We start from the raw sequence: 17,188 nt of genomic DNA, 5'->3' as shown, positions 1-17,188 counted from the left end.
GCACCCCCGGCCGGCCCGCCTTCCGGCGGCGGGCGGGGTTGACGCCGTCACCGGGTGCCCGGACAACAGGTGCCCCACACACCCCACCGCCCCCGCTGTCGTCTCCTCCTCTCACACGGCGCGCAGATGCACGATGTCCCCGGCGCCCACCGGTTCCTGCACGCCTTCGCCGGTGGCCAGCACCAGCCGCCCGTCCCCGTCGACGGCCACGGCCTCCCCGACGATCGACCGGTCGCCCGGCAGCTCGGCCCGCACCTTGCGCCCGAGGGTCGCGCAGCCGGCCGCGTACGTCTCCTGCAGCCCGCTCACCGCTGGGTCGCCCCCGGCCCGCCGCCAGCGGCCGTACCAGTCCTCCAGCGCGCGCAGCACGGAGCGCAGCAGCGGATCACGGTCGGTGGTCACGGCGCCGGCGAGGGCCAGCGATCCGGCGGTGGGCACCGGCAGCTCGTCCTCGCGGAGGCTGACGTTGACGCCGATCCCGATGACGACGCCGCCGTCACCCGCGCGCTCGGCGAGGATGCCGCCGGCCTTGCGTTCCTCCCCGCCGACGGTCACCAGCACATCGTTGGGCCATTTGAGTGAGGTGTCGACGCCGGCGGCCCGGGACAGCCCCGTGGCGACGGCGACACCGGCCAGCAGCGGTAGCCAGCCCCACTGGTGGACGGGCACCTCGGTGGGCTTGAGGAGGACGGAGAAGAAGAGGCCGGAGCGGGGCGGTGCCGTCCACTGCCGGTCGAGGCGGCCCCGGCCGGCCGTCTGTTCCTCGGCGACGAGGACGGCGCCCTCCTCGGCGTCCCCCCGGGCCGCGAGGTTCACCAGGTCGTGATTGGTGGAGCCGGTGCGCTGCACGACCTCCACATCGCGATACAGGCCCCCGTGTCCGCCGTCCCGCACCAGCCCGCGTCGCAACGCGGCCCCGTTGAGCGGCGGACGGTCGAGGTCGGACCAGCGGCTGTTGTCTGAGGCATCTCGCGGCGTCATGCAACCCACCCTAGGTGTGGTAAACGCCGCACTGCCGATCCCCAGGGGCAGCACTACGCTACGGATGAGTAACCACCGCCACTTCTGAGCACATACCGAGACAGCACACGCCGTCGCCCAGAGCAGACACGTACCGCCCGAGCAAGCACGCACCGCGAAGTTCTCACGTCCCACGTCCCACTGAGCAGGCAGGGAGCCGCATCCCGATGTCCGAGCCGGAAGAGCCAGCGACCATCGACATCCACACGACCGCGGGGAAGCTCGCGGATCTGCAGCGCCGTATCCACGAGGCGACGCATGCCGGCTCCGAGCGCGCGGTGGAGAAGCAGCACGCCAAGGGCAAACTGACGGCCCGTGAGCGGATCGAGCTGCTCCTCGACGAGGACTCCTTCGTGGAGTTCGACGAGTTCGCCCGCCACCGTTCCACCGACTTCGGCATGGAGCACAACCGCCCCTACGGCGACGGTGTCGTCACCGGCTACGGCACGGTCGACGGCCGCCCCGTCGCCGTGTTCTCGCAGGACTTCACCGTCCTCGGCGGTTCCCTGGGCGAGGTCTTCGGCCAGAAGATCATGAAGGCGATGGACTTCGCCCTGAAGACCGGCTGCCCGGTGATCGGCATCAACGACTCCGGCGGCGCCCGCATCCAGGAGGGCGTCATGGCCCTCGGCATGTACGGCGAGATCTTCCGCCGCAACACCCACGCCTCCGGCGTGATCCCGCAGATCTCCCTGGTCGTCGGCCCCTGCGCGGGCGGCGCGGTCTACTCCCCCGCGATCACCGACTTCACGGTCATGGTCGACCAGACCTCTCACATGTTCATCACCGGCCCCGACGTCATCAAGACGGTCACCGGCGAGGACGTCGGCTTCGAGGAGCTGGGCGGCGCCCGCACCCACAACGCAACCTCGGGCGTGGCCCACCACATGGCGGGCGACGAGAAGGACGCCATCGAGTACGTCAAGCAGCTCCTGTCGTACCTGCCCTCGAACAACCTCAGTGAGCCCCCGGCCTTCCCCGAGCAGGCGGACCTCACCGTCACCGACGAGGACCGCGAGCTGGACACCCTCGTCCCGGACAGCGCGAACCAGCCGTACGACATGCACACGGTGATCGAACACGTCCTGGACGACGCCGAGTTCTTCGAGACCCAGGCCCTGTTCGCGCCGAACATCCTCACGGGCTTCGGCCGGGTCGAGGGCCACCCCGTGGGCATCGTCGCCAACCAGCCGCTGCAGTTCGCCGGCTGCCTGGACATCGACGCCTCGGAGAAGGCGGCCCGCTTCGTGCGCACCTGCGACGCCTTCAACGTCCCCGTCCTGACGTTCGTCGACGTCCCCGGCTTCCTCCCGGGCGTCGGCCAGGAGCACGAGGGCATCATCCGCCGCGGCGCCAAGCTCATCTACGCCTACGCCGAGGCCACCGTCCCGCTGATCACGGTCATCACCCGCAAGGCCTTCGGCGGCGCCTACGACGTCATGGGCTCCAAGCACCTCGGCGCCGACCTCAACCTCGCCTGGCCCACCGCCCAGATCGCCGTCATGGGCGCCCAGGGCGCGGTCAACATCCTGCACCGCCGCACCATCGCCGCCGCCTCCGAGGAGGAGCGCGAGGAGGTCCGCGCCCGCCTGATCCAGGAGTACGAGGACACCCTCCTCAACCCCTACACGGCCGCCGAACGCGGTTACGTCGACGCCGTGATCACCCCTTCGGACACCCGCCGCCACGTCGTCCGCGGTCTGCGGCAGCTCCGCACGAAGCGGGAGTCCCTGCCCCCGAAGAAGCACGGCAACATCCCCCTGTAGACCCGACGGGAGCCATCGTGATCAAAGTCGTACGGGGCAACCCGACCCCCGAGGAGCTGGCCGCCGCCCTGGCGGTGGTCCAGGCGCGCGCCGCGGCGGCGGCCACACAGCCGTCCGGCGCGCCCGCCCCCCGGGACTCCTGGTCCGACCCGTCCCGCATCGCCGCGCACCGGCTGCCCGCGCCGGGCCCCACGTCCTGGAGCCGGAGCTACTGGCCCGGCTGAGCGGAACCACGGCCTCAAGTTGAGTACGCGTACTCAGGCGTTCGGACCACGGCGACCCGCACCATCGGAGCATGCTGTGGTCCGACCCTGAGAACGAGCCGCCGAAGGAACTCCGCGACACCCAGGACATGCTCCGCCGGCTCAGCATCCTCATGGCCCTGGCCATGGTCCTGGCGATGCTGGTCCTGGGCATCCTCTGAGCGCCGGTCGGCGACGGCCCGGCCGCCCCACGTGCCCGCCGCTACCCTGACGGCATGACCGAACCGCACCCCCGGCGCCGTCTGGTGCTCGCCTCGCAGTCCCCCGCCCGCCTCAACCTGCTCCGCCAGGCCGGCCTGGCCCCCGAGGTGATCGTCAGCGGAGTGGACGAGGACGCCGTCACCGCCCCCACCCCCGCCGAGCTGGCCCTCGCCCTCGCCGAGGCCAAGGCCTCCGTCGTCGCGGCGAAGCCCGAGGTCAAGGGCGCCCTCGTCATCGGCTGCGACTCGGTGCTCGACCTGGACGGCGAAGCCCTCGGCAAGCCGGCCGACGCCGAGGAGGCCACGGCCCGTTGGAAGGCGATGCGCGGCCGCGCCGGCACCCTCCAGACCGGCCACTGCGTCTACGACACCGCCACCGGCCGCTACACCTCCGCGACCGCCTCCACGGTCGTCCACTTCGGCGATCCCACCGACGAGGAGATCGCCGCGTACGTGGCCTCGGGCGAACCCCTCTACGTCGCGGGCGCGTTCACCCTCGACGGCCGCTCGGCCCCGTTCATCGACGGCATCGACGGCGACCACGGCAACGTGATCGGCATCAGTCTCCCCCTGGTCCGCCGGCTGCTGGCCCAACTGGACGTGGCCATCACCGACCTGTGGACTCCCCGAGCCTCGTAGCGGCGGCTCAGGACGCTCCGGCGGCCGGCGGCGCGACGGGCGCGGCCGGCGCGCCCTCCTCGTCCGGGCCCGGCTCCCCGGCGCCCGCCTTGCGGTCGTAGGTCATCAGGGTGAGCACCACGAGCGCCAGCACCACCATCATGAAGACGAACGCGCCCCACCCGACCAACCCCACCGTGAGCGCGCCGAGCAACCCGTGCACCACGGCGGCGCTGATGAGCACGACACGCCCGAGCCCGGCGGCGGGCCGGTCCCGTACCGCGACGAGCAGCGCGACGACTCCGCAGAACGCGAAGTAGAGCCCGAAGACGACACCCCCGGCCTTCGAGGACAGGGACATCGCGTCGGGGTCCAGCCCGGCGAGGGACATCTTCTGCCGGTCGACGACGGTGCCGAGGAACCACTGGAGCAGGGCGATCCCCAGCCCCTCCGCGAACAGCACGATCGCCGTGACCACCGCCACCGGTCTGCGGATCACCGCCACCCACCCACTTTCCCTGCCGCGCCGTTCCCGCCGGGGCATCGTCACCCCACGTACGTGTTCGAGACATCGCGAACGCTACTAACGGGTAAACCCGGGGACAAGGGTTCTCACGAGAGCAAAGAATCGTTGGGCCATTAGTAGGGATTCCACAAAGAAACCCAACCGGCCGCAGCGCGGCCGCACAGAGACCTTGACCACAGTAGAGGGCTAGGGTTTTCGGGTGGAGTCCTGCGTGATGCGGTACGACAAGGGATTTCACCGGTCGAGCGAGCCTCGATTCACGCTCCGTGTGGGCAAGGTCACCATTGAGGACGGGTCGAAACGCCGTGTCGGCAGTCCCTAAACTCGGCTTGTTTCAAGGAGAGGGAGCCATCGTGCGCAAGGTGTTGATCGCCAACCGAGGCGAAATCGCTGTCCGCGTCGCCCGGGCGTGCCGGGACGCCGGGATCGCGAGCGTGGCCGTGTACGCGGATCCGGACCGGGACGCACTGCATGTGCGGGCCGCGGACGAGGCGTTCGCCCTGGGCGGTGACACCCCCGCCACCAGCTACCTGGACATCTCCAAGGTGCTCCAGGCCGCGAAGGACTCCGGAGCGGACGCGATCCATCCGGGCTACGGCTTCCTCTCGGAGAACGCGGAGTTCGCCCAGGCGGTGCTGGACGCGGGCCTGATCTGGATCGGTCCGCCGCCGCAGGCGATCCGCGACCTCGGCGACAAGGTGGCGGCCCGTCACATCGCCCAGCGCGCGGGCGCCCCGCTCGTCGCGGGCACCCCGGACCCCGTGTCGGGCGCCGAGGAGGTCGTGGCGTTCGCCGAGGAGCACGGTCTGCCCATCGCCATCAAGGCGGCGTTCGGCGGTGGCGGTCGCGGTCTGAAGGTGGCCCGCACCCTCGAAGAGGTCCCGGAGCTGTACGACTCGGCCGTCCGTGAGGCGGTCGCGGCGTTCGGTCGCGGCGAGTGCTTCGTGGAGCGCTACCTGGACAAGCCGCGGCACGTCGAGACCCAGTGCCTCGCGGACAAGCACGGCAACGTGGTCGTCGTCTCGACCCGTGACTGCTCGCTCCAGCGCCGCCACCAGAAGCTGGTCGAGGAGGCTCCGGCGCCGTTCCTCTCCGAGGAGCAGAACGCGGAGCTGTACCGCGCGTCGAAGGCCATCCTGAAGGAGGCCGGCTACGTCGGCGCCGGCACGGTGGAGTTCCTCGTCGGCATGGACGGCACGATCTCCTTCCTGGAGGTCAACACCCGTCTCCAGGTCGAGCACCCGGTCACCGAGGAGGTCACCGGTATCGACCTGGTCCGCGAGATGTTCCGGATCGCCGACGGCGAGGAGCTCGGGTACGACGACCCGCCGATGCGCGGCCACTCGTTCGAGTTCCGCATCAACGGCGAGGACCCGGGCCGCAACTTCCTCCCGGCCCCCGGCACGGTCACCACGTTCACCCCGCCGTCCGGTCCCGGTGTCCGTCTGGACGCGGGCGTGGAGTCCGGCAGCGTCATCGGCCCGGCCTGGGACTCCCTCCTCGCCAAGCTGATCGTCACCGGCGCCACCCGGCAGCAGGCCCTGCAGCGTGCCGCGCGCGCCCTGGAGGAGTTCCAGGTCGAGGGCATGGCCACGGCCATCCCGTTCCACCGCGTGGTGGTGAAGGACCCGGCGTTCGCTCCCGAGCTCACCGGCTCGACCGACCCGTTCACGGTCCACACCCGCTGGATCGAGACGGAGTTCGTCAACGAGATCAAGCCGTTCGCGGCTCCCGCGGACACCGCCGAGCCCGAGGACGAGACGGACCGCGAGACGATCGTCGTCGAGGTCGGCGGCAAGCGCCTGGAGGTCTCCCTCCCGGCCGCTCTCGGCATGACCCTGGCCCGCACCGGCCTGGCCGCGGGTGCCAAGCCCAAGCGCCGCGCGGCGAAGAAGTCGGGCCCCGCGGCGTCCGGCGACACCCTCGCGTCCCCGATGCAGGGCACGATCGTGAAGGTCGCCGTCGAGGAGGGCCAGGAGGTCAAGGAGGGCGACCTCATCGTGGTCCTGGAGGCCATGAAGATGGAGCAGCCCCTCAACGCCCACCGCTCCGGCACGGTCAAGGGTCTGAGCGCGGAGGTCGGCGCCTCCATCACGTCGGGCGCGGCGATCTGCGAGATCAAGGACTGAGGTCCGGTACGACGAGACGACCCCCGCGCCCGTCAGGGCCGCGGGGGTCGTGTCGTCCCCGCGACAACTCGCGGGCCGCCCGAGCTCCTAGGCCGTGTCCGCACAGTCCTGTCCACCCCGCGACGCCCGGCACGCTCCCCCAAGCTCTCCGAGCAGGGGGTGTACCCCCAGAGCAAGCACCAGACGCCGCGGGGCCCGCCCTCCGGGCGGACGACGGGACTTCGCGGACACGACCTAGGCTGAGGAGACCCCAGCGAGGAGAGCAGGTGAGGTCACGGTGAGCACCACCCCGGCCGGGCCCCCGGCAGCAGCGCGGCCGTCGGCGGCCCGGCCCCCGGCGGGCGCCCGCCCCATGCGGGCCGACGCCCGCCGCAACCACGAGCGCCTGCTCACGGCGGCCCGCCTCGCCTTCGCGGCCCATGGCACGACCGCCTCGCTGGAGGACATCGCCCGCCGCGCGGACGTCGGGATCGGCACGCTCTACCGCCACTTCCCGAACCGGCAGGCCCTCCTCGGCGCGGTCTTCGAGGAGGCGGTGCAGGAACTGCTGGCCCGGGCCCGGGAACAGCTCGACGCGCCCCAGCCGTGCACCGCGCTGGTCACCTGGCTGCGCGACATCATCACTCGTGCGAGTGAATACCGGGGTCTGGCGAAGGCCCTCATGACGGTGTCGTACGCCGACTCCCGCATCGAGGAGAACGCCTCGGACCTGGCCCGGTGCTGCGCCCCGATCCGCGAGGCGGGCACCACCCTCCTGACACGGGCCCAGCGGGCTCACGCCGTACGGGACGACGTGTCGATCGGCGACCTGCTCCAGCTCACCCACGCGATCGCGCTGGCAGCCGAGGAAACCCCGGACGACCCGGAACTGGCCGACCGCCTACTGACCCTGACGCTGCGCGGCCTTGAGCCGTAGCGAAACGGGCGGGCCGCAGCGGTGGTGAAGCAGTTGCCCATGGCCGTGGTGGACGGGCGACCCGGAACCGCACGGCGAACAGGTGATCCCGAGCGGTGATGCAGCAACTGCCCCAGACCGTAGTGAACCGGCGGGCCGGAACCGCGCGGCGAACAGGCGATCCCGAGCGGTGGTGCAGCGGCAGCCCGTAGCCGTGGTGGACCGGCAGCCCGTGGCCGTGGTGGACCGGCAGCCGGCGGGGCGGTGCCCGCGTCCGCGGGACTTGCCCGGGGTGTCGCCGGCGCCGCGTTCATCGGCGGCGCAGGTCCGCCACGCGGGCCGCTCGCTCCCTCTCCCGCTCGCCGCCGGTCGGCGGCTGCTCCCCCAGAACCGTGGCGCTGCGCAACTGGGGCGCGGTGCCATGGACCTGGTTCCGGCGGGGGCCCGGGAGCGGCATGTCCCGGCGGGACTGGCGTGCCGGTACCGGATCGCCGCCCGCGCCGCTGCCGCCCGACGCCCCGGCCACGGAGATCTGCACGCCCTGATCGGCCAGGGCCTGCAACTCGGTGACCGCCCGGTCGTCGTGGCCCGGCGGGTCGTCGGTGACCAGTCGGGTGATCACATCGGTCGGCACCGTCTGGAACATCGTGTCGGTGCCCAGTTTGGTGTGGTCGGCGAGGACGACGACCTCGGCGGCGGCCTGGACCAGCGCCCGGTCGACGGACGCCGACAGCATGTTGGACGTGGACAGCCCGCGCTCGGCGGTCAGCCCGCTCCCGGAGAGGAAGGCCTTGGAGACACGCAGCCCCTGGAGGGACTGCTCGGCGCCGGAGCCGACCAGGGCGTAGTTGGAACCGCGCAGTGTGCCGCCGGTCATCACGACTTCCACACGGTTGGCGTGGGCCAACGCCTGGGCCACCAACAGGGAGTTGGTGACGACGGTCAGCCCGGGGACCCGCGCGAGCCGGCGTGCCAGCTCCTGCGTGGTGGTCCCCGCTCCGACCACGATGGCCTCGCCCTCTTCGACGAGGCTCGCGGCGAGGTCGGCGATGGCCGTCTTCTCGGCGGTCGCGAGATGAGACTTCTGCGGAAAGCCGGACTCCCGCGTGAACCCGCCCGGCAATACCGCACCGCCGTGCCGGCGGTCGAGGAGTCCTTCTGCCTCCAGCGCGCGCACGTCCCGCCGTACGGTCACTTCGGAGGTCTGGACGACGCGGGCGAGCTCACGGAGCGACACGGCTCCATTGGCCCGCACCATTTCGAGGATCAATTGGCGACGTTCTGCAGCGAACACGAAACTGACAGTAACGCCAACGACCATCTGGTTTCAGCAGTTTGCGCCGAATAACAGAAGTTGTTCGCACCCTGGGGCGAGGAGTGATATAGGGGCCATCCGGGACGTAAACGCAGCGGGCCCGGACCGCCGACCGGCCCGGACCCGCCTCGTACCGCCGTGTGACCTCGTCAGACGCCGCCGCCCGCCTTGCGGGTGTGGAGCTGGCGGGCGACCTCGGCGATCGAGCCCGACAGGGACGGGTACACGGTGAACGCGTTCGCGATCTGTTCGACGGTCAGGTTGTTGTCGACCGCGATCGAGATGGGGTGAATCAGTTCCGAGGCGCGCGGGGAGACCACGACGCCGCCGACGACGATGCCGGTGCCCGGCCGGCAGAAGATCTTGACGAAGCCGTCGCGGATGCCCTGCATCTTCGCGCGCGGGTTGCGCAGCAGCGGCAGCTTCACGCCGACGGCGTCGATGATCCCGGCGTCGAGGTCGGCCTGGGTGTAGCCGACGGTGGCGATCTCGGGGTCGGTGAAGACGTTGGACGACACGGTCTTCAGGTTCAGCGGGGCCACCGCGTCGCCGAGGAAGTGGTACATGGCGATACGGCCCTGCATGGCGGCCACGGAGGCGAGGGCGAACACGCCGGTGACGTCACCGGCGGCGTACACGCCGGGGGCCGAGGTCCGGGAGACCTTGTCGGTCCAGATGTGCCCGGAGTCCTTCAGCTTGACCCCGGCCTCCTCCAGGCCCATGCCGGCGCTGTTCGGGATGGCGCCGACGGCCATCAGGCAGTGGGTGCCGGTGATGACGCGCCCGTCGGCGAGGGTCACCTCGACGCGGTCGCCGACCCGCTTGGCGGACTCGGCCCGGGAGCGCGCCATGACGTTCATGCCGCGCCGCCGGAACACGTCCTCCAGGACGGCGGCGGCGTCGGGGTCCTCGCCGGGCAGCACGCGGTCGCGGCTGGACACGAGGGTGACGCGCGAGCCGAGCGCCTGGTAGGCGCCGGCGAACTCGGCGCCCGTCACACCGGACCCGACCACGATCAGCTCTTCGGGCAGCTCGTCGAGGTCGTACACCTGCGTCCAGTTGAGGATCCGCTCCCCGTCGGGCTGTGCGTCGGGCAGCTCACGCGGGTGGCCGCCGGTGGCGATGAGGACGGCGTCGGCGGTCAGGGTCTCCTCGGACCCGTCCGCGGCCCTGACGACGACCTTGCGGGACCCGTCGAGGTCCTGCTGGCCCTCCAGCCGCCCGCGCCCGCGCATGACCCGCGCGCCGGCGCGTGTCACGGAGGCGGTGATGTCATGCGACTGCGCCAGCGCGAGCCGCTTCACACGCCGGTTGACCTTGCCGAGGTCCACCCCGACGACACGCGCGGGCGTGTCGATGTACGGGGTGTCGTCGGCGACGATGATGCCCAGCTCCTCGTACGACGAGTCGAAGGTGGTCATCACCTCGGCGGTCGCGATGAGCGTCTTCGACGGCACGCAGTCGGTCAGCACCGACGCCCCGCCCAGACCGTCGCAGTCCACGACGGTCACCTCCGCACCGAGCTGCGCGGCCACCAGCGCCGCTTCATAGCCGCCGGGTCCGCCACCGATGATCACGATCCGAGTCACGTACTCCATTCTCCCGCACGATCCCGAATACAGCGGAGCCGGGGTACACGGCCCACGGCGACGGCGGGGGGAGTGGCTTGCGAACTGCTGGAACAGCGGGGAGGAAGGGACCGACGGGGACGAGAGGGGTGAGGGGCCGAGCGGCCGCCGGAGCAGGGACGAGGGGCGGGAGGGAAGGTGTCGAGAGGAGGAGAGGGACGGAGAGCCGGGGAGCCGGGAACGACCGGCGGTGGACGGCTCGGGGAGACGGGGCGCGGGAGGGGCGCTCGGCGGAGCCAGGGGCGGGCCGCGGTGAACACGGGGGCGCGCCCGGGGCGCACCGGTCCGGCCCGGAGGGCCGTCCAGGGGTGCGGGGAACTGCGCGACCAGCCACAACTGACCCGCACCCCGCCGACGCGCCCCCTCCCCCACCCCCTCCCGCCCCACCCACCCCAGCGGAGCGCTTACGCTCTCCCCCATGTCGCTCTACGCCGCCTACGCCGGCAACCTCGACGCCCGCCTGATGTCCCGCCGCGCCCCCCACTCCCCGCTGCGCGCCACCGGCTGGCTGAACGACTGGCGCCTCACGTTCGGCGGCGAGCACATGGGCTGGGAGGGCGCCCTCGCGACGGTCGTCGAGGCCCCCCGCTCGCAGGTCTTCGTGGCGCTGTACGACATCGCCCCGATGGACGAGGAGGCGATGGACCGCTGGGTGGGCGTCGGCCTCGACATATACCGCCGGATGCGCGTCCGGGTGCACACCCTGGAGGGTGAGGAACCGGCCTGGGTCTACGTCCTCAACGGCTACGAGGGCGGCCTGCCCTCCGCCCGCTACCTCGGCGAGATCGCCGACGCCGCGGAGTCCGCCGGAGCACCCCACGACTACGTGATGGAACTCCGCAAACGCCCGTGCTGAGGCCGGTGACCCGGCCGGGGCGGCACCCCGCCGAACCCCGGAACCCCCGTTGGCGGGAAACGACAAGACAACGATCCCAATCCCGTGAGGCTTGTCATCTACGCGCGTAGGCCCAGACCGGATACTCTCGTCGCGTGAACGCTTCTCTTCTTCCGGACGACATCCAGGACGACCCCTACGCCGCCGCCGACGCCGCCGCCGCGCGCCTGCGGGAGCTCACGGGCACCGAGACCCACGACGTCGCCCTCGTGATGGGCTCCGGCTGGGCCCCGGCCGTGGACGCGCTCGGCGCCCCCGAGGCCGAGTTCCAGGTCACCGAGCTGCCCGGCTTCCCGCCCCCGGCGGTGGAGGGTCACGGCGGCAAGATCCGCTCGTACAGGATCGGTGACAAGCGCGCGCTCGTGTTCCTGGGCCGCACCCACTACTACGAGGGCCGCGGTGTCGCCGCCGTCGCGCACGGCGTCCGTACGGCCGTCGCCGCCGGCGTCAAGACGATCGTCCTGACCAACGGCTGCGGTGGTCTCCGCGAGGGCATGCGCCCCGGCCAGCCGGTCCTGATCAGCGACCATCTGAACCTGACGGCGACGTCGCCGATCGTCGGCGCGAACTTCGTCGACCTGACGGACCTGTACTCGCCGCGTCTGCGCGCCCTGTGCAAGGAGATCGACCCCACCCTGGAGGAGGGCGTCTACGCGCAGTTCACGGGCCCGCACTACGAGACCCCGGCGGAGATCCGCATGGCCCGCGTCATCGGCGCGGACCTGGTCGGCATGTCGACGGTCCTGGAGGCCATCGCCGCGCGCGAGGCGGGCGCGGAGGTGCTGGGCATCTCCCTGGTCACGAACCTCGCCGCGGGCATGACAGGGGAGCCCCTCAACCACGAGGAGGTCCTCCAGGCGGGCCGCGACTCGGCGACCCGCATGGGCGAGCTGCTGACGCAGGTGCTGGACCGTCTGTAGCCGCGGTGGAGCGGGGGACTCGGGTTCGTCGCCGGGTGCGGGTGGTATGTGGTTGCTCGCGCAGTTCCCCGCGCCCCGGAAGGGGACGGGGCCTGCGGCCCGCCCATCAGGAAAAGCACGGGGCGCAGCCCCTGCTTTTCAGGGGCGCGGGGAACTGCGCGACAAGCCCCCACTCACGCGCACCCGCCAACGAACCCCGCACCCCCGAGCTAGCGGGCGCCCGGCCCCGAACCCCGACGCTGACGAACAAGAGAGGTTGGACCCCGACGTGCAGGACGAACTCATCGCACGGGCCAGGACATGGCTCGCCGAGGATCCCGACGCGGAGACCCGCGAGGAACTCGCCGGGCTCATCGACGCCGGGGACACCGCGGAGCTCGCCGCACGCTTCAGCGGCACCCTCCAGTTCGGCACCGCCGGCCTCCGCGGGGAACTCGGCGCCGGCCCGATGCGTATGAACCGCTCGGTGGTCATCCGCGCCGCGGCCGGTCTCGCCGCGTACCTGAACAAGCGGGGCTCGGCCGGCGGCCTCGTCGTCATCGGCTACGACGCCCGCCACAAGTCGGCGGACTTCGCCCGCGACACCGCCGCGGTCATGACCGGCGCCGGTCTGCGCGCCGCCGTCCTGCCCCGCCCGCTCCCGACCCCCGTGCTGGCCTTCGCCATAAGGCACCTGGGCGCGGTGGCCGGCGTGGAGGTCACGGCCAGCCACAACCCGCCCCGCGACAACGGCTACAAGGTCTACCTCGGCGACGGTTCCCAGATCGTGCCCCCGGCCGACGCGGAGATCGCGGCCGAGATCGACGCCGTACGCTCCCTCGCCGACGTCCCCCGCCCCGACAGCGGCTGGGAGACCCTCGACGACAGCGTCCTCGGCGCCTATCTGGCCCGTACGGACGCCGTCCTCGCTGACGGCTCCCCCCGGACCGCGCGCACCGTGTACACGGCGATGCACGGCGTCGGCAAGGACACCCTGCTCGCGGCGTTCGCCCGGGCCGGGTTCCCGGAGCCGGTGCTGGTCGCGGAGCAGGCCGAGCCGGACCCGGAGTTCCCGACCGTGGCCTTCCCGAACCCGGAGGAGCCCGGCGCGATGGACCTGGCCTTCGCCAGGGCCCGCGAGACGGACCCCGATCTGATCGTCGCCAACGACCCGGACGCCGACCGCTGTGCCGTGGCCGTCAAGGACGGGGCGGACTGGCGGATGCTGCGCGGCGACGAGGTGGGCGCGCTCCTCGCCACCCATCTGGTCCGGCGCGGCGCGCAGGGCACCTTCGCCGAGTCGATCGTCTCCTCGTCCCTGCTCGGCCGGATCGCCGAGAAGGCGGGCCTGCCCTACGAGGAGACCCTCACCGGCTTCAAGTGGATCGCCCGCGTCGACGGTCTGCGCTACGGCTACGAGGAGGCCCTCGGCTACTGCGTCGACCCGGAGGGCGTCCGCGACAAGGACGGCATCACCGCCGCCCTGCTCATCACGGAACTGGCCTCGCAGCTGAAGGAGGAGGGCCGCACCCTCCTGGACCTCCTCGACGACATCGCCGTGGAGCACGGGCTGCACGCCACCGACCAGCTCTCCGTCCGCGTCGAGGACCTCTCGGTCATCGCCCGCGCCATGGAGCAGCTCCGCGAGCAGCCGCCGACCACCCTCGCGGGCCTCGCCATCACCAAGGCCGAGGACCTCACCCGCGGCACGGACCGGCTCCCGCCCACGGACGGCCTGCGCTACACGCTCGACGGCGCCCGCGTGATCGTCCGCCCCAGCGGCACCGAGCCCAAGCTCAAGTGCTACCTGGAGGTGGTCGTCCCGGTCGCCACCCACGCCGACCTCCCCGAGGCGCGCGCGACGGCCACGGACCTCCTCGCGAAGATCAAGCAGGACCTCTCGGCGGCCGCGGGCATCTGAGCCCCCCGGCGCCCCGCCCCGCTCCGAGCAGCGCGGAAGCCCCGGCCGACGATCGTCGGCCGGGGCTTCCGTCGTGTCCGCCCGTCGTTGCCCACGTGGCTCTCCGGCGGGCTCCCGCCGTGCGCGCCCGCGCCTACGGCACCAACACCAACGCCGCCACCCACACCAGCCCCAGCACCACGCCCAGCGGCCACAGCGCTCGGCCCCGTTCGCGTTCGCCGCTCACCTGCGTGGGCCGCAGTGCCGGGTCCCGCCACATCGCGGTGATCTCGGCGGCCGTCCGCTCGTACGGGTGGATCAGTCCGAACCGCCGCTCCAGCCGGCCCCAGCGGGGCGCGTGCGCCGTCCAGGCCGAGCCGAACCGGGGCCGACGGCTGTCCAGCTTCAGTTCGCCGCCCTCGCACCGGACGGTCATGAGGTGGTCCCACTCGATGTGGCGGACCTCGCGCAGGCCGTTGAACCACAGCCCGTCACGGTCGGCGGTGATGCGCCACGCCGCCATGCGCGGCAGCAGCAGGGCGCCGATGAACCCGAGGAGGGCGCCCGGGACGTACCGCCATCCGCCGACCTCGCCCAGCACCATCAGCGCCGCCCACAGCACGACCACCAGGCAGACGGCCCGGTCCAGCCAGCCGGCCCGCCACCGCCGTACCTCCCCGGACGCCAGCCGCTCGGTGAGCCCGTCGGCGGCGGCCGCGCGCCGGTCCCCGTACACCGCGGCCCGCCGGGCCCGCGCCTTCTCCGCCGCGATCCGCAGCCGTACCGCCCGCTCGGACAGGGCCCGCACCGGCGCCATGGACGACTCGACGACGAACTCCTCGTCCCCCGAACCGCCGCCGCCCCCCGGCTCCCGCACGCCCTCCGGCGCCTCCCGCTCCCCCGCGCCCTGGGCCTCATCGCCCTGGGCCTCATCGCCCTGGGCCTCCTCGGCCTGGGCTTCCTCGGCGCCGGTCCGCGCGTCCTCGGGGGCGCTGACGATCACGAGTTCGCCGCCGTCGTACGGCACTCCGTAGAGGACGGCCTCGCGCAGGGGGCCGGGCTGTGCCGCCTCCTCCGCGTCGGCGTCGAGGGAGTCGAGGAGCGCCTCCAGCTCCTTCTCCTTGAGCAGGCGGGCCTCCTCGTCCTCCTCGTCGTCATCGTCGTCGTACCACTCCTCGGCGGTGACGGTGAACATCGGCCGCAGCGCCGCCACGTCGTCGGCGGTGAAGACCTCCACGTCACCGTTGGCGCCGTCGCGCACGAGGACCCGCAGGACAGGAGCGGGGGCTCCGCGCAGCGCGGCGGCGCGGCGGCGGGCCAGCCGACCGGAGGCCAGCGCGGTGAGCCCCCAGTCGACCGTGAACCACCCTGCCAGCACGGCCTCCCGCCGGTCGGCGGGCGCCTCCCACCCGGACGCGACGAGGACGAACGCCCCGCCGAGGGCCGCGAGCACCAGCCCCAGCGCGATGAGGAACCGCCCGCGCCGCAACGGCCCGATCCCCTCCGGCACCACGGCGGTGACGCCCTCGGCGGCACTCACGGCCCACATCCGCTGCGTCCGCCGCGCGCTCATCCGGAACTCGGCGAGCGCCCAGGCGGCGTTCACCAGGAGGAAGCCCACGAGGATCGGCAGGTCGTGGGTGCCGCCGTACCAGGCGAGGACGAGGGTCAGTACGGGGCCGGAGACCCGCAGCACCTCGGGGCGCGCCAGGGTCCACACCAGGTGCAGGGGGACCAGCGCGGCGAGGGCGGGCGGTACGTCACGGGAGTTGGCCAGCCAGAACCCGGCCGTCAGCCCGACCATGGCCAGGGCGAGCAGATGCAGGGACCGCATCCGCACCGGCACCCACAATGGGGGCTGCGCCCGCGCCCACAGCCGTGCCTTCTCACCGCTCCAGGCCGGGCAGCCCTCGGGCACGGCGGACTCGGGCAGCCTGCGCGACGGCCGCCCCGGGGACTCGATGCTCGTGCTCATGGCTACCCCGACACTCGGACCGCAACGGTGCTCATCATTCGTACGACCGTACGGCCCGGCTCTGACGAGCTCTCAGTACGGGTGCCCTTCGCGGCTGGACGGCGGCGACTTACGTCCGAGACTCACGTCCGTCCCGGCCCCCTCGTCAGGCGTTCCGCGCCCCCGCGCTCACCCCACCGCGATCAGGATCGTCAGCAGTACGGCTCCCGCCGCCGCCGGCGCCATGACCTCCCAGGCCCAGCGGACGGTCGGCGCCCCCTGCGACCCCGGCGCCTTCGCGCGGGCCTCGCACAGCTCGCGCAGGTCGGCCATGATCTGGTCGGTCTCGGCGCGAAAGGTCCGCTCCTCCAGCGACGTACGGCCGCTGCTGTCGCCCTTGGCGGCCCTGCCGGACTCCCGGGACTGCTGCCGGGCGGCCTTCTTGCGGGCGCGAAGCGACACCGGGATGGCCCAGAGCTGGTATTTGGTCCCGGCCTCGTCGATCACCTCGTTGGAGTAACCGGAGCGCAGCGAGACGACGGAGGCCCAGGGCAGTTCGATCACGCGGAACGGGTTGCGCACCCGGAGGCGGTCGTCGTTGGCGAAGACGGCGGGCCGTACCGAGAAGGCGACCACCAGCGGCACCGCCAGCAGCAGCACGGCCAGGGCCAGCCAGGGCGTACGCCCGTCCCCGCTGATGACCGCGTCCGTCCCGAGCCAGCCGAGGAGGCCGAGCAGCAGCACACCGCCGGCGAGACCGCCGGGCGACCGGTAGGCACGGTCCTTGTAGACCGGCTTGGCGGGAGTGGCCGGTGTGGCGGGCTTCGCGGGCTCGGCGGACCGCGGGGCCGCCGCGGGCGTCTGCCGCGGCCGGGCTTGCGCGGTGTCGGGCGCGGGCTCGGTCTTCGGGGTCTCCGAGGACGGCGTGCCCTCCGATGACGTCGAGGCCGCCGAGCGCTTCCGGGTTTCCGGCTGCTCCTGGGACGACGGTCGATCCGGGGTGGTCATACTTCCGATTCTGCACGACACCCCACGTCCACCCCGCACACGGCCCCGGCCCGCGCTTCCCTCGACCCCGGCCACGCCCCCGCAGGCCCCCGGCCCGGCCCCCACCACCCGCCTCCAGAAGACTTCGGGGGTGTACACCCGCTACGCGCGTAGATATGCTCGTCTGGTGACC

The 17,188-nt window shown here is 72.6% G+C and carries 15 protein-coding genes; 9 read left to right on the top strand and 6 right to left on the bottom strand.

Going from position 1 to position 17,188, the window contains the following annotated elements; genetic code table 11:
• Positions 1-111: 111 nt before the first annotated feature.
• On the bottom strand, positions 112-981 hold the full coding sequence (locus tag ACZ4Z3_RS09615; protein ID WP_468500448.1) for a biotin--[acetyl-CoA-carboxylase] ligase: 870 nt from the start codon (positions 979-981) through the stop codon (positions 112-114).
• 206 nt (positions 982-1,187) lie between these two features.
• Here ACZ4Z3_RS09615 and ACZ4Z3_RS09610 point away from each other — a divergent pair, with 206 nt between their 5' ends.
• From ACZ4Z3_RS09610 to ACZ4Z3_RS09595, 4 genes are all read left to right on the top strand, one after another.
• Positions 1,188-2,786: an acyl-CoA carboxylase subunit beta gene (locus ACZ4Z3_RS09610; RefSeq protein WP_468500447.1), complete on the top strand. Its 1,599-nt coding sequence runs from the start codon at positions 1,188-1,190 to the stop codon at positions 2,784-2,786.
• 14 nt (positions 2,787-2,800) lie between these two features.
• Entirely contained in the window at positions 2,801-3,010 is a 210-nt protein-coding gene (locus ACZ4Z3_RS09605) for an acyl-CoA carboxylase epsilon subunit (protein WP_468500828.1), read from the top strand.
• Between the two features lie 71 nt (positions 3,011-3,081).
• Positions 3,082-3,210 carry a morphogenic membrane protein MmpB gene (mmpB, locus tag ACZ4Z3_RS09600; protein ID WP_107099558.1) on the top strand — a complete coding sequence of 43 codons (129 nt, stop codon included), beginning with the start codon at positions 3,082-3,084 and terminating at the stop codon, positions 3,208-3,210.
• A gap of 54 nt (positions 3,211-3,264) precedes the next feature.
• The gene (locus ACZ4Z3_RS09595) at positions 3,265-3,888 is read left to right on the top strand and encodes a Maf family protein (RefSeq protein ID WP_468500446.1); all 624 of its coding nucleotides are present in this window, start codon (positions 3,265-3,267) and stop codon (positions 3,886-3,888) included.
• A gap of 7 nt (positions 3,889-3,895) precedes the next feature.
• Here the strand turns inward: ACZ4Z3_RS09595 and ACZ4Z3_RS09590 are convergent, their stop codons facing one another.
• The gene (locus tag ACZ4Z3_RS09590) at positions 3,896-4,366 is read right to left on the bottom strand and encodes a hypothetical protein (protein WP_468500445.1); all 471 of its coding nucleotides are present in this window, start codon (positions 4,364-4,366) and stop codon (positions 3,896-3,898) included.
• Positions 4,367-4,746: 380 nt separating this feature from the next.
• Here ACZ4Z3_RS09590 and ACZ4Z3_RS09585 point away from each other — a divergent pair, with 380 nt between their 5' ends.
• Positions 4,747-6,522: an acetyl/propionyl/methylcrotonyl-CoA carboxylase subunit alpha gene (locus ACZ4Z3_RS09585; protein ID WP_468500444.1), complete on the top strand. Its 1,776-nt coding sequence runs from the start codon at positions 4,747-4,749 to the stop codon at positions 6,520-6,522.
• 352 nt (positions 6,523-6,874) lie between these two features.
• Positions 6,875-7,438, top strand: a complete 564-nt coding sequence (locus tag ACZ4Z3_RS09580) for a TetR/AcrR family transcriptional regulator (RefSeq protein WP_468500827.1) — start codon at positions 6,875-6,877, stop codon at positions 7,436-7,438.
• Between the two features lie 289 nt (positions 7,439-7,727).
• Here the strand turns inward: ACZ4Z3_RS09580 and ACZ4Z3_RS09575 are convergent, their stop codons facing one another.
• Positions 7,728-8,738, bottom strand: a complete 1,011-nt coding sequence (locus tag ACZ4Z3_RS09575) for a DeoR/GlpR family DNA-binding transcription regulator (RefSeq protein ID WP_468500443.1) — start codon at positions 8,736-8,738, stop codon at positions 7,728-7,730.
• Between the two features lie 143 nt (positions 8,739-8,881).
• Complete coding sequence (locus ACZ4Z3_RS09570) at positions 8,882-10,330, bottom strand: NAD(P)H-quinone dehydrogenase (protein ID WP_468500442.1); 1,449 nt, start codon at positions 10,328-10,330, stop codon at positions 8,882-8,884.
• Between the two features lie 448 nt (positions 10,331-10,778).
• Between ACZ4Z3_RS09570 and ACZ4Z3_RS09565 the strand changes: the two genes are divergently transcribed.
• From ACZ4Z3_RS09565 to ACZ4Z3_RS09555, 3 genes are all read left to right on the top strand, one after another.
• Complete coding sequence (locus ACZ4Z3_RS09565; protein ID WP_107463474.1) at positions 10,779-11,216, top strand: gamma-glutamylcyclotransferase family protein; 438 nt, start codon at positions 10,779-10,781, stop codon at positions 11,214-11,216.
• A gap of 134 nt (positions 11,217-11,350) precedes the next feature.
• Complete coding sequence (locus ACZ4Z3_RS09560) at positions 11,351-12,175, top strand: purine-nucleoside phosphorylase (RefSeq protein ID WP_468500441.1); 825 nt, start codon at positions 11,351-11,353, stop codon at positions 12,173-12,175.
• Positions 12,176-12,443: 268 nt separating this feature from the next.
• Positions 12,444-14,075: a phospho-sugar mutase gene (locus ACZ4Z3_RS09555; protein WP_468500440.1), complete on the top strand. Its 1,632-nt coding sequence runs from the start codon at positions 12,444-12,446 to the stop codon at positions 14,073-14,075.
• A 133-nt stretch (positions 14,076-14,208) separates the two neighbouring features.
• Here ACZ4Z3_RS09555 and ACZ4Z3_RS09550 read toward each other — a convergent pair whose 3' ends face one another.
• Entirely contained in the window at positions 14,209-16,029 is a 1,821-nt protein-coding gene (locus ACZ4Z3_RS09550) for a hypothetical protein (RefSeq protein WP_468500439.1), read from the bottom strand.
• 168 nt (positions 16,030-16,197) lie between these two features.
• A complete protein-coding gene (locus ACZ4Z3_RS09545; protein WP_468500826.1) occupies positions 16,198-16,752 on the bottom strand; it encodes a PH domain-containing protein in 555 nt (184 codons plus the stop codon).
• Positions 16,753-17,188 lie beyond the last annotated feature (436 nt).

It is taken from the genome of Streptomyces sp. NPDC030296 (assembly GCF_055572815.1).
Note: the sequence above shows the minus strand (reverse complement) of the source record. Positions and strands in the feature narration are given on the sequence as shown.

Coding starts and splice junctions, on each gene's coding strand:
- ACZ4Z3_RS09575 (WP_468500443.1), bottom strand. CDS start 8,738: ATGGTCGTTGGCGTTACTGTCAGTTTCGTGTTCGCTGCAGAACGTCGC.
- ACZ4Z3_RS09610 (WP_468500447.1), top strand. CDS start 1,188: ATGTCCGAGCCGGAAGAGCCAGCGACCATCGACATCCACACGACCGCG.
- ACZ4Z3_RS09550 (WP_468500439.1), bottom strand. CDS start 16,029: ATGAGCACGAGCATCGAGTCCCCGGGGCGGCCGTCGCGCAGGCTGCCC.
- ACZ4Z3_RS09565 (WP_107463474.1), top strand. CDS start 10,779: ATGTCGCTCTACGCCGCCTACGCCGGCAACCTCGACGCCCGCCTGATG.
- ACZ4Z3_RS09570 (WP_468500442.1), bottom strand. CDS start 10,330: ATGGAGTACGTGACTCGGATCGTGATCATCGGTGGCGGACCCGGCGGC.
- mmpB (WP_107099558.1), top strand. CDS start 3,082: ATGCTGTGGTCCGACCCTGAGAACGAGCCGCCGAAGGAACTCCGCGAC.
- ACZ4Z3_RS09615 (WP_468500448.1), bottom strand. CDS start 981: ATGACGCCGCGAGATGCCTCAGACAACAGCCGCTGGTCCGACCTCGAC.
- ACZ4Z3_RS09580 (WP_468500827.1), top strand. CDS start 6,875: ATGCGGGCCGACGCCCGCCGCAACCACGAGCGCCTGCTCACGGCGGCC.
- ACZ4Z3_RS09595 (WP_468500446.1), top strand. CDS start 3,265: ATGACCGAACCGCACCCCCGGCGCCGTCTGGTGCTCGCCTCGCAGTCC.